This is a genomic window from Xanthocytophaga flava (assembly GCF_030068545.1).
Classification (GTDB): Bacteria; Bacteroidota; Bacteroidia; order Cytophagales; family 172606-1; genus Xanthocytophaga; species Xanthocytophaga flava.
In genome coordinates this window covers 20038-41458 of sequence record NZ_JASJOR010000045.1, presented here as the reverse complement: position 1 = coordinate 41458, position 21421 = coordinate 20038, and the positions used below count along the sequence as shown (strand labels likewise).

The 21421-nt window shown below is 40.8% G+C and carries 22 protein-coding genes; 7 read left to right on the top strand and 15 right to left on the bottom strand.

Annotated features, from left to right (window positions below):
- Positions 1-373 precede the first annotated feature (373 nt).
- Positions 374-898, top strand: coding sequence for a DUF4303 domain-containing protein (locus QNI15_RS36050; RefSeq protein WP_314036796.1), 525 nt, complete (start codon positions 374-376; stop codon positions 896-898).
- A 75-nt stretch (positions 899-973) separates the two neighbouring features.
- Here QNI15_RS36050 and QNI15_RS36045 read toward each other — a convergent pair whose 3' ends face one another.
- The 5 genes from QNI15_RS36045 to QNI15_RS36025 all read right to left on the bottom strand — a co-directional run bounded on the left by QNI15_RS36045 (position 974) and on the right by QNI15_RS36025 (position 5645).
- Positions 974-1582, bottom strand: a complete 609-nt coding sequence (locus QNI15_RS36045; RefSeq protein WP_314036794.1) for a DUF4337 domain-containing protein — start codon at positions 1580-1582, stop codon at positions 974-976.
- A gap of 241 nt (positions 1583-1823) precedes the next feature.
- Entirely contained in the window at positions 1824-2402 is a 579-nt protein-coding gene (locus tag QNI15_RS36040) for an NADPH-dependent FMN reductase (RefSeq protein ID WP_314003531.1), read from the bottom strand.
- A 121-nt stretch (positions 2403-2523) separates the two neighbouring features.
- Positions 2524-3171, bottom strand: a complete 648-nt coding sequence (locus QNI15_RS36035) for an alpha/beta hydrolase (protein WP_314003533.1) — start codon at positions 3169-3171, stop codon at positions 2524-2526.
- Between the two features lie 222 nt (positions 3172-3393).
- Positions 3394-4341, bottom strand: a complete 948-nt coding sequence (locus QNI15_RS36030) for a ring-cleaving dioxygenase (protein WP_314003535.1) — start codon at positions 4339-4341, stop codon at positions 3394-3396.
- A 182-nt stretch (positions 4342-4523) separates the two neighbouring features.
- Positions 4524-5645: a trans-sulfuration enzyme family protein gene (locus QNI15_RS36025; protein WP_314036792.1), complete on the bottom strand. Its 1122-nt coding sequence runs from the start codon at positions 5643-5645 to the stop codon at positions 4524-4526.
- A gap of 225 nt (positions 5646-5870) precedes the next feature.
- Here QNI15_RS36025 and QNI15_RS36020 point away from each other — a divergent pair, with 225 nt between their 5' ends.
- Positions 5871-6683 (top strand): SDR family oxidoreductase, encoded by an 813-nt coding sequence (locus tag QNI15_RS36020; RefSeq protein WP_314036790.1) that lies wholly within the window; start codon positions 5871-5873, stop codon positions 6681-6683.
- A 412-nt stretch (positions 6684-7095) separates the two neighbouring features.
- Here the strand turns inward: QNI15_RS36020 and QNI15_RS36015 are convergent, their stop codons facing one another.
- Positions 7096-7914, bottom strand: a complete 819-nt coding sequence (locus tag QNI15_RS36015) for a universal stress protein (protein WP_314003541.1) — start codon at positions 7912-7914, stop codon at positions 7096-7098.
- A gap of 194 nt (positions 7915-8108) precedes the next feature.
- On the opposite strand from QNI15_RS36015, the gene QNI15_RS36010 reads away from it, so the two are divergent.
- Positions 8109-8648, top strand: a complete 540-nt coding sequence (locus tag QNI15_RS36010) for an NADPH-dependent FMN reductase (RefSeq protein WP_314036788.1) — start codon at positions 8109-8111, stop codon at positions 8646-8648.
- A 52-nt stretch (positions 8649-8700) separates the two neighbouring features.
- Positions 8701-9351, top strand: a complete 651-nt coding sequence (locus QNI15_RS36005) for a class I SAM-dependent methyltransferase (protein ID WP_314036786.1) — start codon at positions 8701-8703, stop codon at positions 9349-9351.
- 3 nt (positions 9352-9354) lie between these two features.
- Here the strand turns inward: QNI15_RS36005 and QNI15_RS36000 are convergent, their stop codons facing one another.
- Both QNI15_RS36000 and QNI15_RS35995 read right to left on the bottom strand, forming a co-directional pair.
- Positions 9355-10107 carry a M15 family metallopeptidase gene (locus tag QNI15_RS36000; protein ID WP_314036784.1) on the bottom strand — a complete coding sequence of 251 codons (753 nt, stop codon included), beginning with the start codon at positions 10105-10107 and terminating at the stop codon, positions 9355-9357.
- A 13-nt stretch (positions 10108-10120) separates the two neighbouring features.
- Positions 10121-11536: a methyltransferase RsmF C-terminal domain-like protein gene (locus QNI15_RS35995; protein ID WP_449360021.1), complete on the bottom strand. Its 1416-nt coding sequence runs from the start codon at positions 11534-11536 to the stop codon at positions 10121-10123.
- Between the two features lie 289 nt (positions 11537-11825).
- Here QNI15_RS35995 and QNI15_RS35990 point away from each other — a divergent pair, with 289 nt between their 5' ends.
- Positions 11826-12104 (top strand): hypothetical protein, encoded by a 279-nt coding sequence (locus tag QNI15_RS35990; RefSeq protein WP_313989442.1) that lies wholly within the window; start codon positions 11826-11828, stop codon positions 12102-12104.
- A gap of 167 nt (positions 12105-12271) precedes the next feature.
- Here QNI15_RS35990 and QNI15_RS35985 read toward each other — a convergent pair whose 3' ends face one another.
- The 3 genes from QNI15_RS35985 to QNI15_RS35975 form a co-directional block, all read right to left on the bottom strand.
- Positions 12272-12763: a YajQ family cyclic di-GMP-binding protein gene (locus tag QNI15_RS35985; RefSeq protein ID WP_313989470.1), complete on the bottom strand. Its 492-nt coding sequence runs from the start codon at positions 12761-12763 to the stop codon at positions 12272-12274.
- A gap of 29 nt (positions 12764-12792) precedes the next feature.
- Complete coding sequence (gene hisA / locus QNI15_RS35980; protein WP_313989444.1) at positions 12793-13515, bottom strand: 1-(5-phosphoribosyl)-5-[(5-phosphoribosylamino)methylideneamino]imidazole-4-carboxamide isomerase; 723 nt, start codon at positions 13513-13515, stop codon at positions 12793-12795.
- A gap of 249 nt (positions 13516-13764) precedes the next feature.
- A complete protein-coding gene (locus QNI15_RS35975) occupies positions 13765-14991 on the bottom strand; it encodes a sensor histidine kinase (RefSeq protein WP_314036780.1) in 1227 nt (408 codons plus the stop codon).
- A gap of 805 nt (positions 14992-15796) precedes the next feature.
- On the opposite strand from QNI15_RS35975, the gene QNI15_RS35970 reads away from it, so the two are divergent.
- The gene (locus QNI15_RS35970; RefSeq protein ID WP_314003555.1) at positions 15797-16189 is read left to right on the top strand and encodes a hypothetical protein; all 393 of its coding nucleotides are present in this window, start codon (positions 15797-15799) and stop codon (positions 16187-16189) included.
- 78 nt (positions 16190-16267) lie between these two features.
- On the opposite strand, the gene QNI15_RS35965 is transcribed toward QNI15_RS35970, so the two are convergent.
- A complete protein-coding gene (locus QNI15_RS35965) occupies positions 16268-16666 on the bottom strand; it encodes a hypothetical protein (RefSeq protein WP_314036778.1) in 399 nt (132 codons plus the stop codon).
- 534 nt (positions 16667-17200) lie between these two features.
- On the opposite strand from QNI15_RS35965, the gene QNI15_RS35960 reads away from it, so the two are divergent.
- On the top strand, positions 17201-18052 hold the full coding sequence (locus QNI15_RS35960) for a leucine-rich repeat domain-containing protein (protein WP_314003559.1): 852 nt from the start codon (positions 17201-17203) through the stop codon (positions 18050-18052).
- Between the two features lie 440 nt (positions 18053-18492).
- On the opposite strand, the gene QNI15_RS35955 is transcribed toward QNI15_RS35960, so the two are convergent.
- From QNI15_RS35955 to QNI15_RS35945, 3 genes are all read right to left on the bottom strand, one after another.
- Positions 18493-19389, bottom strand: a complete 897-nt coding sequence (locus tag QNI15_RS35955; protein WP_314036777.1) for an NmrA family NAD(P)-binding protein — start codon at positions 19387-19389, stop codon at positions 18493-18495.
- 37 nt (positions 19390-19426) lie between these two features.
- Complete coding sequence (locus QNI15_RS35950; RefSeq protein ID WP_314036776.1) at positions 19427-20371, bottom strand: alpha/beta fold hydrolase; 945 nt, start codon at positions 20369-20371, stop codon at positions 19427-19429.
- Positions 20372-20445: 74 nt separating this feature from the next.
- A complete protein-coding gene (locus QNI15_RS35945) occupies positions 20446-21009 on the bottom strand; it encodes a Crp/Fnr family transcriptional regulator (RefSeq protein ID WP_314036774.1) in 564 nt (187 codons plus the stop codon).
- Positions 21010-21421: the final 412 nt, after the last annotated feature.

Genomic DNA, 21421 nt, shown 5'->3' with positions numbered 1-21421 from the left:
GACGTCACAATGAAGTACTACAGGTAATTCAATAATGAAGCTCTTTAGTAGGTTGTCTTGTATGTTCTGTTTACAGAATGGTACCAGACAACTTTTGTGTGTAAGTAATAACCAATCTTCCTATCGCTTACCAGAGACCTGGAGGTAATGTACAAAATGCGTAAAGTTTATCTAAGCATCTCATACCCAACACACATTTAGGAATAGAATAGTTTAATAAAACATAAAGTCTGTAGCACTCATTTTTTGCATTCTATTTTTCATTACTTTGCGACTTTTAGTAGTCATGTCAATCTACCTTTGGCTACACGTGTGAACACAATTTGTTGTATTTTTATCCATCGCACATTTTCTAGTATAGTTAATTTTTTTCATGCAACCGTTTGACTTTAATTTATTCAGACAACAAGTAAAAGAAGCAACTCAAAACGCATTGATAGAAGCTACCAGACAATATACTGGTGAGGTTTGCGCCTTTGCGTTGTACTCAGATGAAGGGGTGCTTACACTTTCACCAGCGGTAAATACCCTCTCGTATTTGCAAAAACAACAAGCAGAAGACCCGGACAATACAGAGTATTATCAGTGGAGTCCGGCAGAATGGAAAAACGAAGGAAATCTCGCTATTGAAGACTTTAATCAACTGTCTGCGCTACTGCGAAACACAGTGCTAGGCAAAACGTATACAGAAAGCTTTCCCCGTTTTCGGGAAAATGTATTTGAGACGGTACTATCTGTACTGGAAGAAATGAGAAAGGAAAACTGGTTTCAGAATATGATCCTTGTCTTTACACTCACAGACTATGATAATCCCAGACAGGAATCTAACTGGATCAAACGGTTAAACGACGCTGTACATGCGGAAAATTTCAGGCTATGGCGTCATAGTTGGGGCTAAAACAGACAGGAGCTGGTGTTGAGCTTTAAAAAAAGTACTTAATAACAGCTCCTGTCTGTTTTGATTTTCCGGAAATCAGGATATTGTATAAATATAGATAGAAAGCAAGGTTCCTAATGTACCCAGTGCAATCATTAGTCCAAAGAAGGTCCACTTGGTAGTTGGTTTGTGAATCACCAATGCCACCCCACCCATTACCAGACATAACTGTAAAAACAACGAAGCCAGATCAAACTGGTCACCAATATAGCCAGCTTTATCTGCCAGCTTTTCCCATTCCTGTGCTCCGGTAATCTGGCCCATCTTTCCATCTTTCTCCTGTACCCAGTTGGCTTCGCCTACCTCTATAGACCCACGTAGTATTTCATCTTTCTCCTTTTCATAACGTGTTATCTTCTGCTGCATTTTATGAATGTTCTCATATAAGGCAGCTGTATCCTTACCCTGAATGGAATTTGACTTCAACAATGTTTCCAACAATCCAATCTGACCTTCCAGCAAACTTTCTTTGATACTCTTAGATTGATACCATTGATAGGCAGAAGACTTTTCATTAATAGCTTTTAACTCATCTCCACCTGCCTGTCCTGACCCAATCTGAACAACGGCCAGTATAGAGGCAAATATTGCCAGTACCAAGCCACAAATTACTTCAAAACGATTTTGCAAAATGTCTTTATTCATATGATCTGGTTAAATTTTTGCCCGTAAATATAGAGATAAGTTTATTTTAGACTATCCCATTTGAGCTTTTCTTCGGTTAAAGTATCCTATTTATTCAGTATGATGTATTTCGGTTTTAGAAAGTATACCTCCTGCTTAAAGCCACTAATTCAAAAAGAATCATATAAAAACACAAGAGCTTCAGTGATGATACCACTATTCATCACTGGAGCTCTTGTACTATAACTATCTATAAGGGAAATTAATGGGTATGAATGTGTTCTTTCTGTTTTTTCTCGTATACAGCCTCTGCAAGCCACAAAAACTCCTTTGCAAAATGATCCAGATTTTTCAGATAATGTTCGTCTATCAGATTTCCTTCTTCATCAAACTTTTGTGTCATATGAGGAACCAGTAACATATGAGGAGCTGCAATAGCGAACAAAGCAGGTATTAATTGTTGCATCTGCATAGCAGCCCGCATCCCGCCTAAACCGCCGGTAGTGACTGTGACAATGCCAATAGCCTTCCTTGCGAACTCTGTTTTGTTATAGGTGTCCACCATGTTTTTCAGAGCAGGTGTATAACTTCCATTGTATTCAGGTGTCACAAACAAAAAAGCATCTGACTGATGAAGTATCTTACCCAATTCAATAACGGAAGGTTGCGGATTGGGATGTCGCTGAGCTACCTCTTCAAACAAGGGAATAGGATAATCTGCCAGATCAGCAATAGTCAGGTTCACATGGCTGAATTGTGCAAAATAGTTCTTCAGCCCCAGTGCTACCCGATGTGATTGTCTGCCAATACGGGTACTGGCAGATACAATGGTTAAGTTCATGTTCTATAGGTCAGAAAAGTGTCAGAATTCATAGTTTATGACTATGATATAGAACTACGAACTCTGAACCCTATAAAAAAGTTTCCAACATCTGTTTCTCACAAGTCAATGCATCGGTTACCTACACTGTAGGCTTTACAGCATTGCTTGAATTCAGAATAGTATTCACAATTTTGATTTCATCTTCAATAATCGTATGAGGCATATTAGGATACAGCTTGGTAGTCACCTGTGCTCCCATTCTCTCAAATACCTCCGCACTTTCCAGCACTCTGTCTTTTGGAATATGTGAATCGACATCACTGCATCCCAGAAATATAGGTGTACCCTCCAAAGAACCTGTATAGTCTCTGGGTGTTCCGGAAGGGCCAATCAATCCCCCACTCAAACCGAATACACCGCCATACTGACGGGCATTCCGAGCAACAAACTCCAGTGCCAGACAGGCTCCCTGTGAGAATCCAAGTAAGTAAATATTTTCCGAACGAATTCCATTTGCCAGTGCCTGTTCTACAATCCCACCTACAGACTCCAGAGCAGAAGACAGGTAAGGTTCATTTTGTTCAATGGGCATCAGAAAGGAATAGGGATACCAGGTATTATCCGTTGCCTGTGGAGCCAGAAAACTCATATGAGGCTGGGAAAAATAAGAAGATAAACTCATAATATTCTGTGCAGTAGACCCACGTCCGTGTATCATAATCATTACTTTTTCTGCATCCAGTAATGAAGCCCCACTTTTCAGATAGTTTTTGGTTTGATGAATCATAGTACTATAAATTTGAAATAAGAGAGTATATCACCAGAAACGCATTTCTGATAACATATATAAAAATGTATATTCGTTTATCACTGCGAAAACGCAATGCCATCTGTAGCTATCTTTAAAAGGAAAACACTGCAATGGCAGGCTTTGTTTCTGGGCTGCCATAACAAGCAGCAGTCAATACGATTGCCCTGCTCTTTACCAGTAAACCTCTGTTTATGTTTTTCAGGAATAAGTTTTGATCTCTATCGGGTCCAGATGCTTCTCAATTTCTGAGCGTCTGGGCTCATACCACTCCGGCAGCTTCAAGTGTTGCCCTAAAGCCGTCACGTCCTCATCTACTGCAAAGCCTGGTACATTGGTAGCCACTTCAAATAATACACCACCGGGTTCACGAAAATAGATAGACCGGAAATAGTTTCTGTCCTGAACCGTAGTAGGATGTATATTCGCTGCAAGAAGTTTTTCTCTGATTTCCAGCTGAGTAGCTTCGTTATCTGTACTGAATGCCACATGGTGTACAGTTCCTGCTCCCTGTAAACCTTTCAGATCTGTTGGACTAAACAATATATCTACCAGATTACCAGATCCTCCTTTTCCAGCTTCCAACCGTATCCTATTCCCCTCCTGCACAACCAACTGATGCTGCATGGTTTCGGTAAGTAATTCCACTGTTTTATCAACCTGGTTTTCATGCAATGTAACTGTATGAAAGCCTCTGATCGATTTATCCAATGGAATACTACCATTTGACCATCCGGGTCGGGTATCATTTTTAGTTGCTACCAGCTCTATGCCTGTTCCGTCCGGATCTTCAAACTGAATGTACGTTTCATCAAAACGACTGGCAGGCTTCTCGAATGTGATATGAAACCGATTCAGGCGATTCATCCAGAAATCCAATGCATTTTCTGGAATAGAGAAAGAAGTATATGTTAACTGATGAGCTCCTTTTCTACCACGCACCATACCCTTGTACGGAAAGAAAGTCATAATAGTGCCCGCATGACCTATCTCATCTCCGTAATACAAATGATACACTTCTGGTGCATCAAAATTGATGGTTTTTTTTACCAGCCTCAATCCCAGAACACCTACATAAAAATCTACATTTTTTTGTGCACTACTGGCAAATGCAGTTACATGGTGTAAGCCATTTATAAGCGTTTTCATATTCGTTATCTTCGATTCAATGTTGTATAAACATTCTATGTATATACAATTAATAAGCCCTTTTGTAACTTTTCCGATGTCTCTGCCAAACTCGGGTTTATCCCAGATAAAAGCGTATTTATCCGTGATTTCCGGACACACCTATCTGACAAAGCGACAGGTCATAGACTCTTTGCCTATTTTCAGGCTTCCAGCGCCTGCTTGAGATCTTCAATCAGATCATCCGGATGCTCTAGCCCAACAGACACTCTTAGCAGATTTTCAGGAGACGTGCTGGCAGCACCTTCTACAGACCTGCGATGTTCTATCAGACTCTCTACTCCTCCCAGGCTGGTGGCCTGTATAAAAAGCCGGGTATGATTAGCTACCTTCAAAGCCTCTGCACTTCCACCTTTTACCTGAAAGGAAAACATTCCTCCAAATCCACTTTTCATCTGGCGTTTGGCAATTTCATGTCCGGCATGGGTTTCCAGACCCGGATAGTGAACCTGCTCTACTTTTGGATGAGCACTCAGAAATCTGGCTAACGTAAAAGCACTTTCAGAATGGGCTTTCACCCGTAATGGCATGGTTTTGATCCCTCTGGTTGTTAGCCAGCATTCAAAAGGAGAAGGCACAGCCCCACCCAGCGATTGTACTTTTTTAAGCCGGTCGGCCAGTTGTGAATCTTTTACAATCAGCGCACCACCCAGCACATCACTATGTCCTCCAAAGTATTTGGTAGTGGAATAATGTACTATATCAGCTCCCAGTTCCAGTGGGCGCTGCAGCACAGAAGTTGCCCAGGTATTATCAACTGCACACAATGCCCCATGCTGATGAGCTATTTCTGTCAGAGCCGCAATGTCGGTTATCTTTAGTAATGGATTAGAAGGAGTTTCCAGCCAGAGTAGTTTTGTGTTAGCCTGAAATGCATTTCGAACCGCCGACAAATCAGTCATATCCACACGAGTGATCGTCAATCCCCACGGGCCAAAAACCTCAGTCATCAAAACACCAGCAGCAAAATAGGCGTCATCGCCCAGAATGACATGATCGCCAGTCTGTAAAATCTGGAGCGCAGCCGTAATACCAGCCAGACCAGATGCAAAGGCAAATCCATGTGTCCCTCCTTCCAGTGTTGCCATACTGTTCTCGAGCAACTGACGGTTAGGATTATTTACCCGTGAATACACATAATTTTTAGGATAAGAACCATCCTCTCCCCGTTCAAAAGTGGTAGAGAGATAAATAGGTGCTGAAACCGCAGCCGCATTTTCATCCGGAAAGTGCGTACTCTGAATAGCTAGTGTTTCAAGATGCATACTAAATTACCCGTATATAGTTTATAAGTAACATGTCAAATCAGGCTGGAATATACCAAATTACTTTTCTCTTCCAGCAAAATCCGTATGAATGGTCAATACCTTGTATTAAAATAGTACCAATCAGCCAGAATACTATAACATACTTTAATAGTTCAATTTTGTGGTATATAAACCCTGTATAACATAGTATAAGAATTAAAATACAAATGATAGATTTGCAGTATGAAAAACAAAGTTGTCATCATCACAGGTGCTTCTTCCGGGATAGGCAAAGCACTAGCAGAAATATTTGGCCGTGCCGGCGCTAAGATCGTTATCACAGGTCGCAATGAAACCAACCTACAGGAAACGTCCCGTCTACTTTCCTCACAAGGATTTGAAAACTTTCCCATTGTTGCAGATGTAAGCATTGAAAAAGACAATCAGCGTATGGTCGACGAAACGATACGTAAATATGGTCAGATTGATGTGCTGATTAACAACGCTGGGATTTCCATGCGTTCGCTCTTTGAAGATGTAGACCTGGATGTAATCCGAAAAGTAATGGACATCAACTTTTACGGAACGGTATATGCTACCAAATATTGTTTACCTTATCTGTTAAAAAGTAAAGGCTCTGTGGTAGGCATCTCTTCTATTGCAGGTTTCAGAGGGTTGCCAGCTCGTGCAGGCTATTCAGCCTCCAAGTTTGCGGTAAATGGATTTCTGGAAGTTTTACGCACTGAAATGCTGCACAAAGGTGTTCATGTGCTCACTGCCAGTCCAGGCTTTACGGCATCAAATATCCGCAATACAGCACTTACCAGTGACGGTTCTGTACAGGGAGAGTCACCGAGAGAAGAGGAAAAGATGATGAGTGCGGAAGAATGTGCGGAACATATTCTAAAGGCAGTTCAAAAACGTAAAAAATATCTTATTCTTACCGGACAGGGTAAACTTACTGTTTTTCTGAATAAGTGGTTTCCAGGTTGGATGGATAAGATTGTCTACAATGTTATGGCAAAAGAAAAGGATTCTCCCTTCAAGAAGGAGTAAGTAGCTTTCCGGTTCATACATGAGTCATCCCGAATTTTGAGTAAAAAGTTGTCATTGAAAAAGTAAGCATAGATGTACAAAGAGAATTGCGCTCACTTCAATCGTGTGCGGTGGTGTAGGTGCGCTGGCAATCCTTTTCCCGCGAGGTTGGCCTTTGGCCTTGCGGGCAGGAGGATCGGGAAAAGGTGCCCTTTTTTGCTAACGCACAGATCTGGCTCACCAAACTCTCGTTTGGTGCCCTGTTTTTTGGGCAAGCAAAAAATGAAGGAGCCTGTGGAAGAAGAATGTTTGGAGCAATAAACAAACGCAACTAAAGAAATTTCTCAGAAATTACCCCAAGCCCGCACTTGTCAAAGGAATAGGCTTGGGTTTTGCTCTCATCCAATATTCGGGATGACTCATGTTCGTTACTTCAGGCATGTAACACTAATAGTGGCACCTTGGTATGATAAGCCATTTGTTTGGTCTGGCTAGTCGTAAAAAGCTGATCCCAGAATGTACGTCGATAGTTTATCATCACAACAATATCTGCTGCCATTTTTTCTGTAAAGGATCGTATGCCTTCTTCAATATTTCTTCCCTGCTGTATATGAAACGAAATCTTATCGTAGTTTAATTGCTGATAAAAATTCTTCCAGTCCTCATCTGAAACTTCCTTCGTTCCATTAACAGGAATATAGACAAATGAAATTTCCGCCTTAAACATCCGGGCTATTTCCACAACCATCCGGATATCTGGAGAAGGTTCTTCCCACAGATCCGTTGCAAACACGATTTGTTCTATCCCTCTGAAATGAGCTTCTGCCGGAATAATCAACACAGGACAAGTGGCTTCTGTCAGCACTTCCACACTATTAGTACCCAGAAACACCTGTTTTAACCCATATGCCCCGTCCGTTCCCATAATAATCAGATCCGCATTCATCTCTTTAGCCAGGTTTGGCAGCACATCAACCAGAAAACCATTCAGCACTTTTGCTTCATAGGTTACATTGGGATAATTATGCCGGAGCTTTGTACATGTCTCCTTAAGCTTTGTTTCCAATTCCTCTTCCATATAGTCTAGTGAGGCAGCTTGTGCGTATCCTGCTTCAGGAGCGGCAATAACCGGCAGATAATAGGTATGTACTAAAACAACCCGGGTCTGTTTGCGGCTGGCAATGGCATTGACAAAACTCATCGCATTTTCAGCTATGGTACTGAAGTCGGTAGGGATGATGATTGTTTTCATGGTACAAAGGCTTGTGGTATACTCAAATTTGCTATATATTCTTCAGCTTTGCGAATTTACTCCTCACAAAAAAAGATGATTTTTCTCACCACAAATTCGCTGATACCTTCACTCTGTTTTTATAGTTCTGCCAGAATGAACTGTTTTCTAATAGAAGCAGTTAGCCCAACAATACAACCCAAACCACTATCCCAATGCGAATACTTGCTATACCTGGAAGTCCGCGTAAAAACTCTTCCAACAAAGCTATTTTGCAGTTCACCAGAACATTATTTCCTTCAGACAGCACATTTATCCTTTACGAAGGTTTGGCAGATCTGCCTCATTTTAATCCGGACCTTGATGGTGGGCAGGTAGAAGATAGCGTGGCCCAGCTACGTCATGAACTCAAAATAGCAGATGCAGTGATTATTTGTACACCAGAATATGCGTATGGTGTACCAGGATCGCTAAAAAATGCACTCGACTGGATTGTCTCTTCAGGAGAATTTATGAAAAAACCTACCTCTGTAATCAGTGCCTCACCCTCATTTATGGGTGGAGACAAAGCGTTTGCCTCCCTGACTCTGACATTAACAGTCATGGATGCCCATCTGGTAGAGGGATCTTCCCTGATGATCGGGTCTGTTGCACAAAAATTATCCGCGACTGGAGTAGTTACAGATTCAGATACTATTACCGCACTCAAACAAGTGGTGAAAAATCTGACTCAGGCGGCACTGGCACAGGTTTAGTTAGTATACGAGCATAACACTCTTACTTACAACAAAACGCATAACAACATCTATGGATTTTAAAGAAGTCGCAGAACAATTACACAAACCAGAAGGCGAATTGGGCAAACAAGTTGGGGAGAAGATGAATCATACCAACGAAATCATGAATCTCTCCTGCATCAGATTATTACCCCCTGAGTCAAATGATACTATTCTGGAAATAGGTATGGGTAATGGACTTTTTTGTAAATACCTGCTGGGTAGTGCACCGGGCATCCGGTACACAGGCTGTGATTTCTCAGAAACCATGATTCAGGAAGCCACTCAGGTCAATCAATCATTTGTAGAAACAGGTCAGGCTCACTTTCTGCTGGGAGATGCAATGGCATTACCCCTGGCAGATAACCTGTTCACCAAAGCATTTACTGTCAATACACTGTACTTCTGGCAAGATCCGCCGAAGGTACTGGCAGAGATACGAAGGGTATTACAACCCGGTGGCAAGTTGTTAATAGCCATACGCAGCAAAGAAGTTATGCAGCATCTCCCCTTTGTCTCTTTTGGCTTTCACTTGTATTCCCCGGATGAAGTCAGTGAGTTGTTGTCCCAAAATGGGTTTGCAGCCATTTCCATCCACGAAATACCCGAACCTGAGCAAACGATCCATGGCCAGGTACTAAAAATGGATTCTGTAATTATCAGTGGTGTTAGAGCATCCTAAATTTTAAAACAACTCCGGGCGGTACTCAAAGTGCATTGTATCATAATGATACCACTTTCCGCCCCAGATAAAATCATATTTTTCAAAGATCTTCACGATTTCCATGGGAATCCGGTTCTTGTATTGAATTCTGGCAGTAGAGTCTTTTACTTCCCATTGCCAGTAGTTGGAGTGTTTTACATTGATATCGATAGCAATGGCATAGCTATGATTACTCATACGGGTAGTGGCCGCAATTTTTCGCCAGCTGAATGTACCACCCGGATCAATCAGGTATTTGTGTAAATGTGGAAGAGCCTCCAACTCTTTAGAAATAGCCTGTAGCTTTTCAGCTACTCCATTTACCTTTGTTACCTTTAGTTTTGTATGGGAAGTTTTTGGCAGCCAGTCGATCTCTACCAGATTTTTCTCTACTTCGTCTTTGGAACCACCATACATCTTTAGAAAGAACGGTTCATATCGGATACGGCCAGGATCCTGATCTATAGTTGGTATAGTGTATTTTTCGCCTGGTGTATACGGCTGTGCCATCTGGTCTTCCAGATCGGGATTGTTCAAGGCGTGGTTAAACGTTTTCGTTTTGCCATCATCCCATAGCATACGCGCTCCATCTTTCCAAACAATATAGTTTCCATCTACTTCTTTCAGATAGGCAGGATATGCTTTCACTAACTTCTGAGCCAAAGGCAGGTTTGTCTGCGCCTTTATCCCAAAAGAGATAAGCAGCATTCCATAAAACCAATATCGTTTTATCATATATTTTATGTATTTATACTTCCAGAAAGGTTATGGGATCGGTCAGTAACTTCTCAACCTCTCGCCAATCCATTCGTAAACGCCATTCATTGGGGAAGTAGTTATTGGCCCGGTGTCCGATCTGTTTTACCCATCCCAGTGGAATATTCTGATAAACAATCAGTTTCCAGCCTTTCCCAGTTTCCAGCGCAATATCCTCTTTCTTCAGGAAGCGTAAGGCCTTTTCCAGATCTACTTCTTCGACAGCAAAATGGCGCGGATTCATATCATCAAACAAGGCCAGAGCTGGCAATGGGTTTGCCTGATCTCTGATGATTTCGGCCACATCTACTCCGGCATAGACAATACGTGTATGTTGTGCCAGTTGTTCGGCATGGTCATACATACCTGCAGGTAGAATCACCATTTTTTCCTGCCAGCGTAGCCATTCCCAGTCATCTCGTTCCTGAATCCATCCGGACACTATCTCTACCTCTTTCCGTGGGGCTTTCAGCCAGGTAGGCTTCTTAGGTTTCCGGAAGCTTCTTTCCTGCCCTTCTGTTTTCTGCAAAATAGCCATAAACAACCCCTCTCCTTCTGTCCGATGCGGATAAAAGCGATAGCCATTGATATCACAGGTACTGGAAACCGTAATATTCCATTGATCCGGAACTACTACCTCCACTCCTTTTACCTCATAGTTCTCTGTTAACCACTGTAGTACCTGTTCGTTTTCATTTGCATTATATGTACAGGTACTATAGATAAGAAAGCCATCTGGCTTCAAGGCATTCCATACATCTGCCAGAATCCGGTGTTGCCGCTCAGCACATAGTTGTACATTGGCCTCTGACCATTCTTTTACAGCATCCGGATCTTTGCGAAACATTCCTTCACCAGAACAGGGTGCATCAATTACAATTACATCAAAAAAGCTTTCCAGATCCCCAAAATCCTGAGGATCGCTATTGGTCACAATGATATTGCCTCTTCCCCACTTGGTACTATTTTCTGTCAGGATCTGTGCCCGTGAACGAATCACTTCATTGGAAACCAGCAAACTACCCTGAGGCAATAAAGAAGCCAGATGGGTACTTTTCCCTCCCGGCGCTGCACACAAATCCAGCACAACAGGCTTTGCATCCAGTGACCCGGCAATAGTCTTCCAGGCTTGCTCCAGAAACATCGAACTAGCCTCCTGTACATAATAAGCTCCCGCATGCCAGCGTGGGTCCAGCGCAAACACAGGACGCTGTGGAATATATAACCCCCTTTCAGCCCAGGGCACAGCCGAATACGTAGCTGGCGAGTGAAGACCTTTCTGAGGGTTTAGCCGAATACTGACAGGCGGCTCTTTTTCCAAAGCACTCACAAAAGATACATACTCCGAACCGAGGGTGGCCTGCATTCGGGACAAAAAAACTTCCGGTAGATGATTAGACGTCAGCACAAGCGTAACAGCAAGAGATTTGAAAGATAATACCTGTTAGGTACATCATTTTTCTTTGTGGTGCGAAAGTACAAAATAAAAGGTAACCACATTTTTTTCCTCTATCTGTTTACTAATTGCGTATGAAAAGGTATTAATATTCAAAAGCACAGGCAGTAATGATTTAGAATGGCTACCGAACTTACACAGGAGTTAGCAGAAAAAATAAAAAAATACGCTTAAACTATTGTTCGCTTGTGTTTTTTTTTGGTTATTTGAAGTAAAACTTACATTTGTAATTTTTTGACCCATGCGCAGCACGAAAATATTCAAAGACTTGATGGAGTATCAGCGGCTTCCTCTGCTCAAACAGCTACAACAGTTAAACTCAGAAGGAACAATTTTATGTGAACGGTATTTTTTTAGCCGGAGGGTTTCTTTGTTGTATCTTCGCGGTTTCTATGTAGAGGTGTGGTATGATACGATTCGCGAAGAAGTAGTGAAGGTATTGCCATTCAGTTCTTTGCAATGTTTACAGCCTTACCTGGACCTCATCAACATTGATGATGCTCTGCGGAAAGCTTACTAAGTCTTCTAACAAACCCTTACATACATCTTAGCCCTGCCTATAGGTAGGGTTTTTCTTTTATAGTTGTTTTACAGATTTGAGATGGAAGGTTAGCAAGAGACGCCGCAAGAAGAGATAAGATATAGGCATAAAAAAATAGCCCATTTCCGGGCTATTAAACTCATCTATCAGGACTTCATATTTACAAATTGTAACGGCAGGCCAATGTCTGACGCGCGGAGTTTTGCTATTACCGCCTGAAGATCATCTATCTTTTTGGCGGTGACCCGGATTTGATCATCCATCTGGGCAGGCTGTACTTTTAAGCCACTGTCTTTGATAATCTTTACAATCTTTCGGGCAGTATCCTTATCAATCCCCTGTCTCACCTGAATTTTGCGTCTCACCATATTTCCGGAAGCAGCTTCCAGTTCACCCATATCCAGCGACTTCGGATCAAGTCCCTGTTTAGCCATCCGTACCATAATAGCATCCTGAATAGCTTTCATACGCATTTCGTTTTCGGTCAGTACCTGAATCGTATTTTCCTTTTTATCCAGCTCTATTTCAGATTTAGAGCCATGGAAGTCATAGCGGTTCAGTATCTCTTTCTTGGCAGTATTAATCGAGTTGTCCAGAGTCTGACCATCAATTTTGCTAACAATATCAAAAGAAGGCATAAGCGGAATAGAAAAAAATGAGACATACATTAGGCATTTGCCATTCTGGACAAGTCAGCAAGCTGAATGGTTCCTTCATAAATGGCTTTTCCTATAATCACCCCAAAAATATTCATTTCTGCCAATCTTTCCACATCCCCTATGTTACTAACCCCGCCACTGGCAACCAGTTTTAGCTCGGGTGTCTTGTCCTGAATATTTTTATATAGCTCAAAGGAAGGGCCTTGTAGCAGCCCATCTTTGGCTACGTCAGTGCTGATCACATATTTGACTCCTTTGCGTGAGTACTCTTCCAGAAAATCATAGATCCATACTTCGGTAGTCTCTTCCCATCCGCTTACAGCAATGCGTTCATTTTTAGCATCAGCGCCCAGAATAATTTTCTCATTGCCATACTGCTTTAACCAGCTTTCAAACAATTCGGGTTTACGAATAGCAATGCTGCCTCCTGTCACCTGTTGGGCACCGCTTTCAAAGGCAATGCGTATGTCCTCATCTGACTGAATGCCTCCGCCAAAATCGATATGCAGGGAAGTATGGGTTGCTAGCTTTTCCAGCACCTTATGGTTTACCAAACGCTTTTGTTTTGCCCCGTCCAGGTCTACCAGGTGCAACCGTTTCAGTCCGGCATCGGCAAACATCTGTGCTACTTCCAGCGGGTTTGAGTTGTATTCTTTCTTCTGAGAATAATCACCTTGTGTAAGGCGAACACATTTGCCATCTATCAGGTCTATGGCGGGAATTATATGCATGGGCTTGTATAGGATTGGTGCTACAGTTTATGACAGAACGGCAGCAGAGACAAAAAGAATTTAGCCCGCAAAGGTACTCAATTCTGTCTCCTATGCAATAATCAGCCTATGGGCATTGCTTTTAGAAAATACAACCATTTATAAAATACAAAGACCTCCTTAAAAAAGAGGCCTTGTAAATGCACACTATTAGTTATACTACAACTAATATTTTCTAAATTCATCCTAGTGTATTTTTAATGCATATAGCTATATCTCCTGTGGAATAAAAATGGAGAAAATGCTTCCTTTATTCATTTCACTTTTTACTTCTAAACGCCCCTTGTGTTCTTCAATAAACGCCCGACACATCATTAGTCCAAATCCCAAGCCCTTCTCACCTTGTGTACCACGGCTGGTCTGATGCCGCTCAAACACACCCTCCATAAACTCCTGACTCATACCTTTTCCGGTATCTGTTACCTCTATCTGTATAGCAGCCTCCAGTTGACTTGCCTGAATGGTGATCTCTCCTGAGTCCGTAAACTTGTTGGCATTGCCTACCAGGTTACGCAACACAAACCGGAGCATTTCTTTATCAGCCTGTATCTGTATTTTCTTATCTACCCGGTTTGTAATCTGGTTGTCCTTGGCTTCAGCCATAGGCAGTTGTTCCTGACGTACCTTGTCTACCAGTTCCCACAGAGTAAAAACAACTTTTGTAACCTCGTTTCCTTCCTGCTGGGCAAATCCCCACTGTACCAGACTGGTTAGCATCTGGTCTGTGATATAGAGCATGCGGGATGTTTTGTCTATGATAGATTTGAGATCGTCCTCTATACGTTCCTCTTCTGACAAAAGCGAAAGCATACCACTGATCAGGTTTAGCGGGCTACGCAGATCATGGGAAATAACGGACAGAATACGGCTATTGATTTCATGCAAATGGTAGATCTTCTGTGCCTGCTCGTGTGCCTGATCCAGCAATGCTATCAGACTTTCGTTACGTTGTTTTAGTTCCAGCTTTTTTACAATTTGTCCGGCCAGCACCTGTAATATCATTTCCTGCTCTTCAATAATGGCATGTTCTTCATAATCCATGATGCATAAAGAACCAATCTGATGTTTTTCGGAATCAACCAGAGGAATATCGGCATAAAAACAAATACGGGAATCATTTTTAAGCAGATGGTTGCCACACAAAAGCTTTTCTTTTTTTATGTCATTGGTTAGAAACAATCCTTCCTGACGAATCAATTGGGTACAGAAAGGTATTTCATAGGGTAACTCAGACAAATTCAATCCTTTCTCCGCCTTCACCCATTGTTTCTCGCCCTCTATCGTTATCATCAACACAATTGGCACTCCGCATATCAAAGACACAAGCTGGAGTATTTCTTCAAAATTTTTATCCATAGAGCTGATATCCAATGAAGAATAAGCAGCAGCAGTTTGTAGAAGACTTGCATCCTGGTCAGGATTCCTGGAAATTATCATATCATTAGCTGGCAAAGTAAAAACATAGCATCCCGGAATTTATCTGAAGTGATACTCCTTTTAGCAGTGCTATCTATTCTTAGATACCCAATCACAGAATTGGGTAAGTGGCAAAATACCAGAAAAAAGACAAATCGAAATAAATATCCTATGAATCAGCTTTGTATGTCTACGAACTTTAACATCAGTAAAATGAGAAAGTATAGAGTAAATTTACTTACGAAAAAAGGCGAACACATGTATGAATCAACTTAAAGAAGTACAAGAAGTGAAAACACTTTTGCTACTTTTTATATGTTTAATCTCTCTCAGTCAACAGAGTCTATGTACCTTTTTTATAGTATACACAAAGCTCCTTATTGTAGAAATACTCCGAACACAACACAAAATGTTTAATTTTACAATCGATCAATAGTAATATAAATAAGAAATCAATCCATCAGCAGTACATTTATCTCTAACTGATTCCAAATGGCAATAACAGTGAAAACCTTCATTTTACAGGTATATTCACTACTTTATACTCTTCGCATATTGCAGATGGGGATCAGCAAAGATATTCCCTTTCATTTGCTATTTTGTAGAATTCCTATTCCTTATCCTGAACGCTTATTCCAAAACCGGTAGCATGATTATGAGTGTAGCCATGCTTGAGATCTCCATCTACACATATAAATTATGACCTATCCATAATATTGTAAGTTTTTCATTCTGAAGCAATTGACTAATTACTTGTGTTTTTAATTTCTTTGTAGTATCATTTTGAAATAGCACACTTTGTATTTTCAGAATACACCAGCATCCTATGAAAGAGATAGTAAAAACACCACAGTACGAAATTGCCATAGACGAAACAAAGAACAGAGTATATCTGAAGGTGATTGGATATTGGAGAAACCCGGAGTCTGTAGCCAATTATGTTTCAGACTGGCGCAAGACATTGGCCTTACTAAAACCCAACTTTACACTACTGACAGATTTAAGCACCATGCTTACACATCCGGCAGAGGTATTAGGCATTCATAAACAGGCACAGGAGCTGCTTACAGAAAATGGTTTACGCCATACGGCAGAGGTTGCCCCTAAGGATTTTGTAACGGCATTTCAGCTCAGCAAGGTAGCCAAGTCCAGCCAGATGCCCGTACGGCAGTTTCCGACAGTTGCCGAAGCAGAAGCATTTCTGGATACGTTGATTTAAGGAATAGCACTAGAGGAGAATACTGTATAGCTCCTCTGGTACTATTTATGCCTGAATAGTTCAGTGAGGACTATTTGTCTATTTATTTTTATTACCTACCTCACAAATAGATGTATTCTCATAATATCCAGGCGTAAAATTAATGCGTATAATTAGTTCAGCTGGTATATTACGAACAACTCCACCTATTCTTTCTCCCTTTGCAGGTATCCAGGTGGGCATTTGTTGCACTAACCGGAGTGCTTCTATATCGCAAGTTGCACAATTGGGCAGGTGTTGTATAATTTTATACTTTATTATTTTTCCTGCAGAGTCTAAGTTTGATTCAATAGAGATGTTATTGAATTCCGATAGAGAATCTGGTGTAAAATTGGCAGGTATCTGAATTCTTTCCTTGATAAAGTTATCCAGACAACCTTTTCCACCTGGAAATTGTGGCCTTGTACCTAAGACTTTGGGCACGTACGAAGAATCCATCGAACATAGATCAATTTCATAGACAACCTCTTTAGATCTGTTTAGTGTTCTAAGAGTCTTCCTCTTCTTCCTTTCAGACTTTTGATTTTGTGCATATGTATGCAAGGAAAAGATAACTAAAAGCAGACACCAGAATGCTTTCATATAGACTCTGATTAAAATGTTAATGTTATTTGATCTACCTTCTTTTCTTAAAAATCTTCCTGTATGTGTATATAGCACTCAACGTTATAATTATAACTAAAAGAATAAGAACCAGAATGATGATAGGGTCAAAGCTTACTGTTACAAATTCCATTATGTTAGATTACAAGTAGTATGACATCGCAAAACCTCTCTGATTGACGAAATACTTTGCAAAGGAAGTTTATTTTATGGAATTAGGAAAAGGATTGCATCTAGTTGAAAAGCCTTCGAAGAAAAGTAGAATTTACCTTTTTTTCACCTGCAAGTGATTTATTTTCCCTAAAGTAGACCACCTCATTATGTACTTCTTAACCAGGTACTATTTTCTAAAGTTAACACTGTACTACAATGAAAAATATAAAGATTATTTCTGTGAGTAGATTCTTAACTATCTGTTCTCTACTGGTGATTTCAATATCCTGTTCATCCAAAAAACAGAATGCGATAATTACTATTGCCCGAATTAATCAAATGAAAGATTCTATACAGCGAAAAGCTAAGCCTACACTGCCTATAAAACGCAATGTAGAGGCTGACACCTGTGATCTCTGTACAGATTGGAAGACGGCTCTTGCCTGCAAAAAATATGTAACTACATTAATGGTTCGTGAAAATCTTTCTCTTTCTCAGTTAAAAATGATCAAAACACTTACCCATCTGGAATATTTGAGTCTGGAAGAAATTAAAAATCTAAACCTAAAGGTGTTGATTAAAAGTTTGAGTAAACTGAAGAAACTTAAAGAAATTCATATAGCAGAATGTAATATAAGAAGCCTTCCTGAGAATATATATACATTGAAACGGTTGAAAGAATTACGAATTACTGATTCCTGCCTGACTTATGTTTCCCCTACTATTCAATTACCGGATTCATTGGAAACCTTGTCTATAGGAAAAGGTATTTCAACGCTTGTCTTTAATCAATCCTACCAGAACCTGAAAGTACTGGATCTTTCCAATAACAGACACTATGCATCAATAGATAAGAGTATTTCCTACCTGAAGAATCTATCTGAATTAAACCTTCAATATACCCCGATTCTTTATATCCCACATGAGATGGAACAATTATCCAATTTAAAATTATTGCGATTAGGAGCTACTTATCTGGTTCCAAATGCTCAGGATCGCCTACGGAAGTTTCGTTTAGCTAATCCTATCTGCGAAATATACCTGGATATTCCCATGACAATAGAATAGATGAGCCAAGTAATCATTTTAAATTACATTTCCTGTGCTCAAAATAGCCTACTACAGAACTCTATCTTACTATTTTCTTCTTCAAGTTGGTTTTGTTACCACTCTGAATAATAGCAAACAAAATCTCGGAAGCTATCAGAGATATTTTCAATACAACTTATCCAGCAATAATCCTCGTGAAGAAGTGATGTGTATAAAACTATCCGGTTTTTGTATTTTCAACTGTGCATGCCTACCTACCAGCTTTGATATAAATAGGTTGATAAGCATAAAAATGTACTAGATATGTCGAAAGCCTGTTAACATATATGTAAAATCCCCAAGGGACTATAATAAGTTATCCCCTGGGTATAATAACAGAATGCATTAGAGTGACAGATTCCTAAACTATCTCCTCTCAATTACTATCATACATCTAGCCAGATGTACTAAAACAATCTTTAATGAACAAATGATCGTATAAAATCCAGGCTGGTTGTCCAGGTAAGGCTTTTATAGCGGTCGTTGGCTAATTGCGTATGGTGGGTTGTGAACATTGAATACATATACTGCCCTTGTTGCCATTTTGCATATAACTCATTTTCTCCTGCCGGATAATCGGCTCTTTGCTTTTTGATAAACTGTGCAAAGTCTTCAAGACTGGATAGTTGATACAATCGGAATTCCTGATTTGTTGCCTGTTTTACATCCTGCCATAACATCCTGGGGCTAACTTGAAAACTGGCAATCTGTAGGTTTCTGGGTGCGGTTTCATCCAACGCGACTTCTGCTGTGAAGGCAGCAGTATCATCCATTGTTGTAAAATCCAGTTTCCAGTCAGCCTTGTCTCCCCAATACCCAATACTCTTCTCCTTCAGGTTTAGAATTGGTGTATTGTATTGTAATATATCAGCAAAAGCCCCATTGAAAATAGACGTGGCCTGTATAGGTTTACTGTCGAGATACATTCTAAATTCTCGCCGCAAATCAAAATTTCTGTTTTCCCCAGGTACCAAATCTGTGTAATCAGTACAAAAGTCAGAGGGAATAAATCTGGGCACACCCGCTTGTATAGCTCCATCTATAATTCGCTTCTGTAAGTCCACAATTACATCGCCCAGGCCAGCCAGAGCCGACACAATGCAACTGCCACCTGCACTTGCTTTGGCAATAGCATCCACGTTAGCCAAATCTACTTCCTGAACAGTGGCTCCCATTTGTTTGAGGGTATTCATTTTTTGCGGATCAGTAGATGTTCGGATAATAGTACGCACTTCTACATCTCTTTTCAGTAGTTCACGGACAATCCTATTTCCCAAATTGCCGGTAGCACCAAATACTATTATTATTTTTTTCATTTCAGTTCGTTTTTAAATAGGTATGTGAGTTAATTTATCAGGATTTGTGTGATAAGAAGTTCCGCACCGCATCCACTACTTGTGCAGGTTGCTCTTCGAACAGGTAATGTCCACTATCCAAAATTCCGATCATTTGTAAATTATTGGCCACATAAGGCAATCCCATTTTCATGTAGTTGTAACTTATATAGCTTCCAATTCCTAACACAGGCATGGCAAGAGGCTCATAAGTTTTGGCATCTTCTATATCCTGCAGAAATGTCTGATACCAGGCATTGGCAGCCCGGATACTCTCCGTATCATTATAGAAAGAAGCATATACCTCTCGTTCAAAAGAGGACATGTGGCGATCATCAATCATAACATAGGGAAAAAGCCAGTCCAGCAGGTACTGAAAGCGTCCCTCCAGTAGCTTTTCCGGCAGTCCTTTTACCTGATTAAATCCCATCCACCAGGCATACGGCATGGCAGCATCCATCTTTTCGGTAAACGTACCCGGAGCGGGTATCAAAGGCATCTGCAACATCCCTTCGGCTGGGTGTGAGCCATCCAGTACAATCAGCTTTTCTGTGAATTGAGGATAATTAAAGGCAAAACTCATAGCAACCATTCCGCCAATGTCATGCCCCATGATATGCACCTTTGCCAATCCCAGCTGTTGTACCAAGGCTACAATATCAGCCGCCATTGTTTTCTTATCGTAGCCGGAAAGGGGTTTGTCTGAGCTACCCATCCCTCGTATGTCTATAATGATGACACGGTATGTTTTGGCGAGTTCTGCTGCCACAGGGTGATACGAATACCAGGTTTGTGGCCATCCTGGCAAACAAACCAGCGGCATGCCAGTCCCCCCTTCTACATAATGCAACCGCACTCCATTAACGGTTGCATAGTGGTTGGTAAAACCTGGGAGATTTTTAAGTAAATCCTCATCAGAATATGCATTCTGAGATACCATTGTGTTGTGCTTAGGTTGAGTCATTGCTTTCATTATTTAGTGACTCAAAAGTACAATGGTTGTGAAGCGTTAAAACTACCAAATGGTAGATAATGCCACTACCGGATTTTTTTACGAATTCGACTCAATGCATTGGGCGTGATCCCAAGCACTGCTGCCAGCTGCTTAACCGGAACTTTCTGTATAAGTTCCGGATTGGTCATAAAAGACTGATACCGTTCCTGAGCAGATAACGTTTGGAAGTTTAGAATCTGGTCTATCATTCGTACGGCCATCCCTTCCCATATCTTTCTACCAAATGATTCCCAGGCAGCAATCTGGCTATATAAAAAATCCATATCTTTTTTATCAATCACAATGAGTTTCGTTTCTTCTACGGCTTCAATATTAAATCGGGAGGGTACTTGGGGATGGAGGCTTGAAATTTCGGTAAAAAACTCATTTTTAAACATCACCCAGCTTGTCACTTCCTGGTCATGGGCTTCATAAAAAAACCGGACACCCCCTGATACAATGAAAAAGTACTGATTGGCAATCTGTCCTTTTCGTAAGATGCGTTTGCCTTTGGGAATTTGTCGTTCGCTGCATCTGGAAAGCACCAGTTGCAAATCCAGATCATCGATCCAGACGATTCCTTTGATAAATTGGATAAGTTCTTCCATTAAACTATCTGTAACGAGTTGTTTTGTCTACTCTCAGAGATAGTAACCTAAACATACGGCTATTGTTTAGAAAACATTGTTACAAACAACAGAAAAGACGTCTTTCTGAAAAGAAAAATCACATGAATGGGTATAGTTTACCGGCATAGAATCTGTGATAACACATATCCGATCAAGACCAGGCTGTTGTCGGGACAAGCGTGGTGGGAAGTTTATTTAAGGAGGACAGGATGATAGAAAGTATACTTTTGAGAGCACTCAAAAGAGATAGAACCCATGATTTAACTGTATGACCAACTTCTTCTTTATAGCCTGCATACCCTATGCAGTGAATTCAAATGGGTTAATGACAGGATATTGAAAGGTATTTCCCAAACCTGTTACAATATAGGATTATCAATGAGAGGTAAAA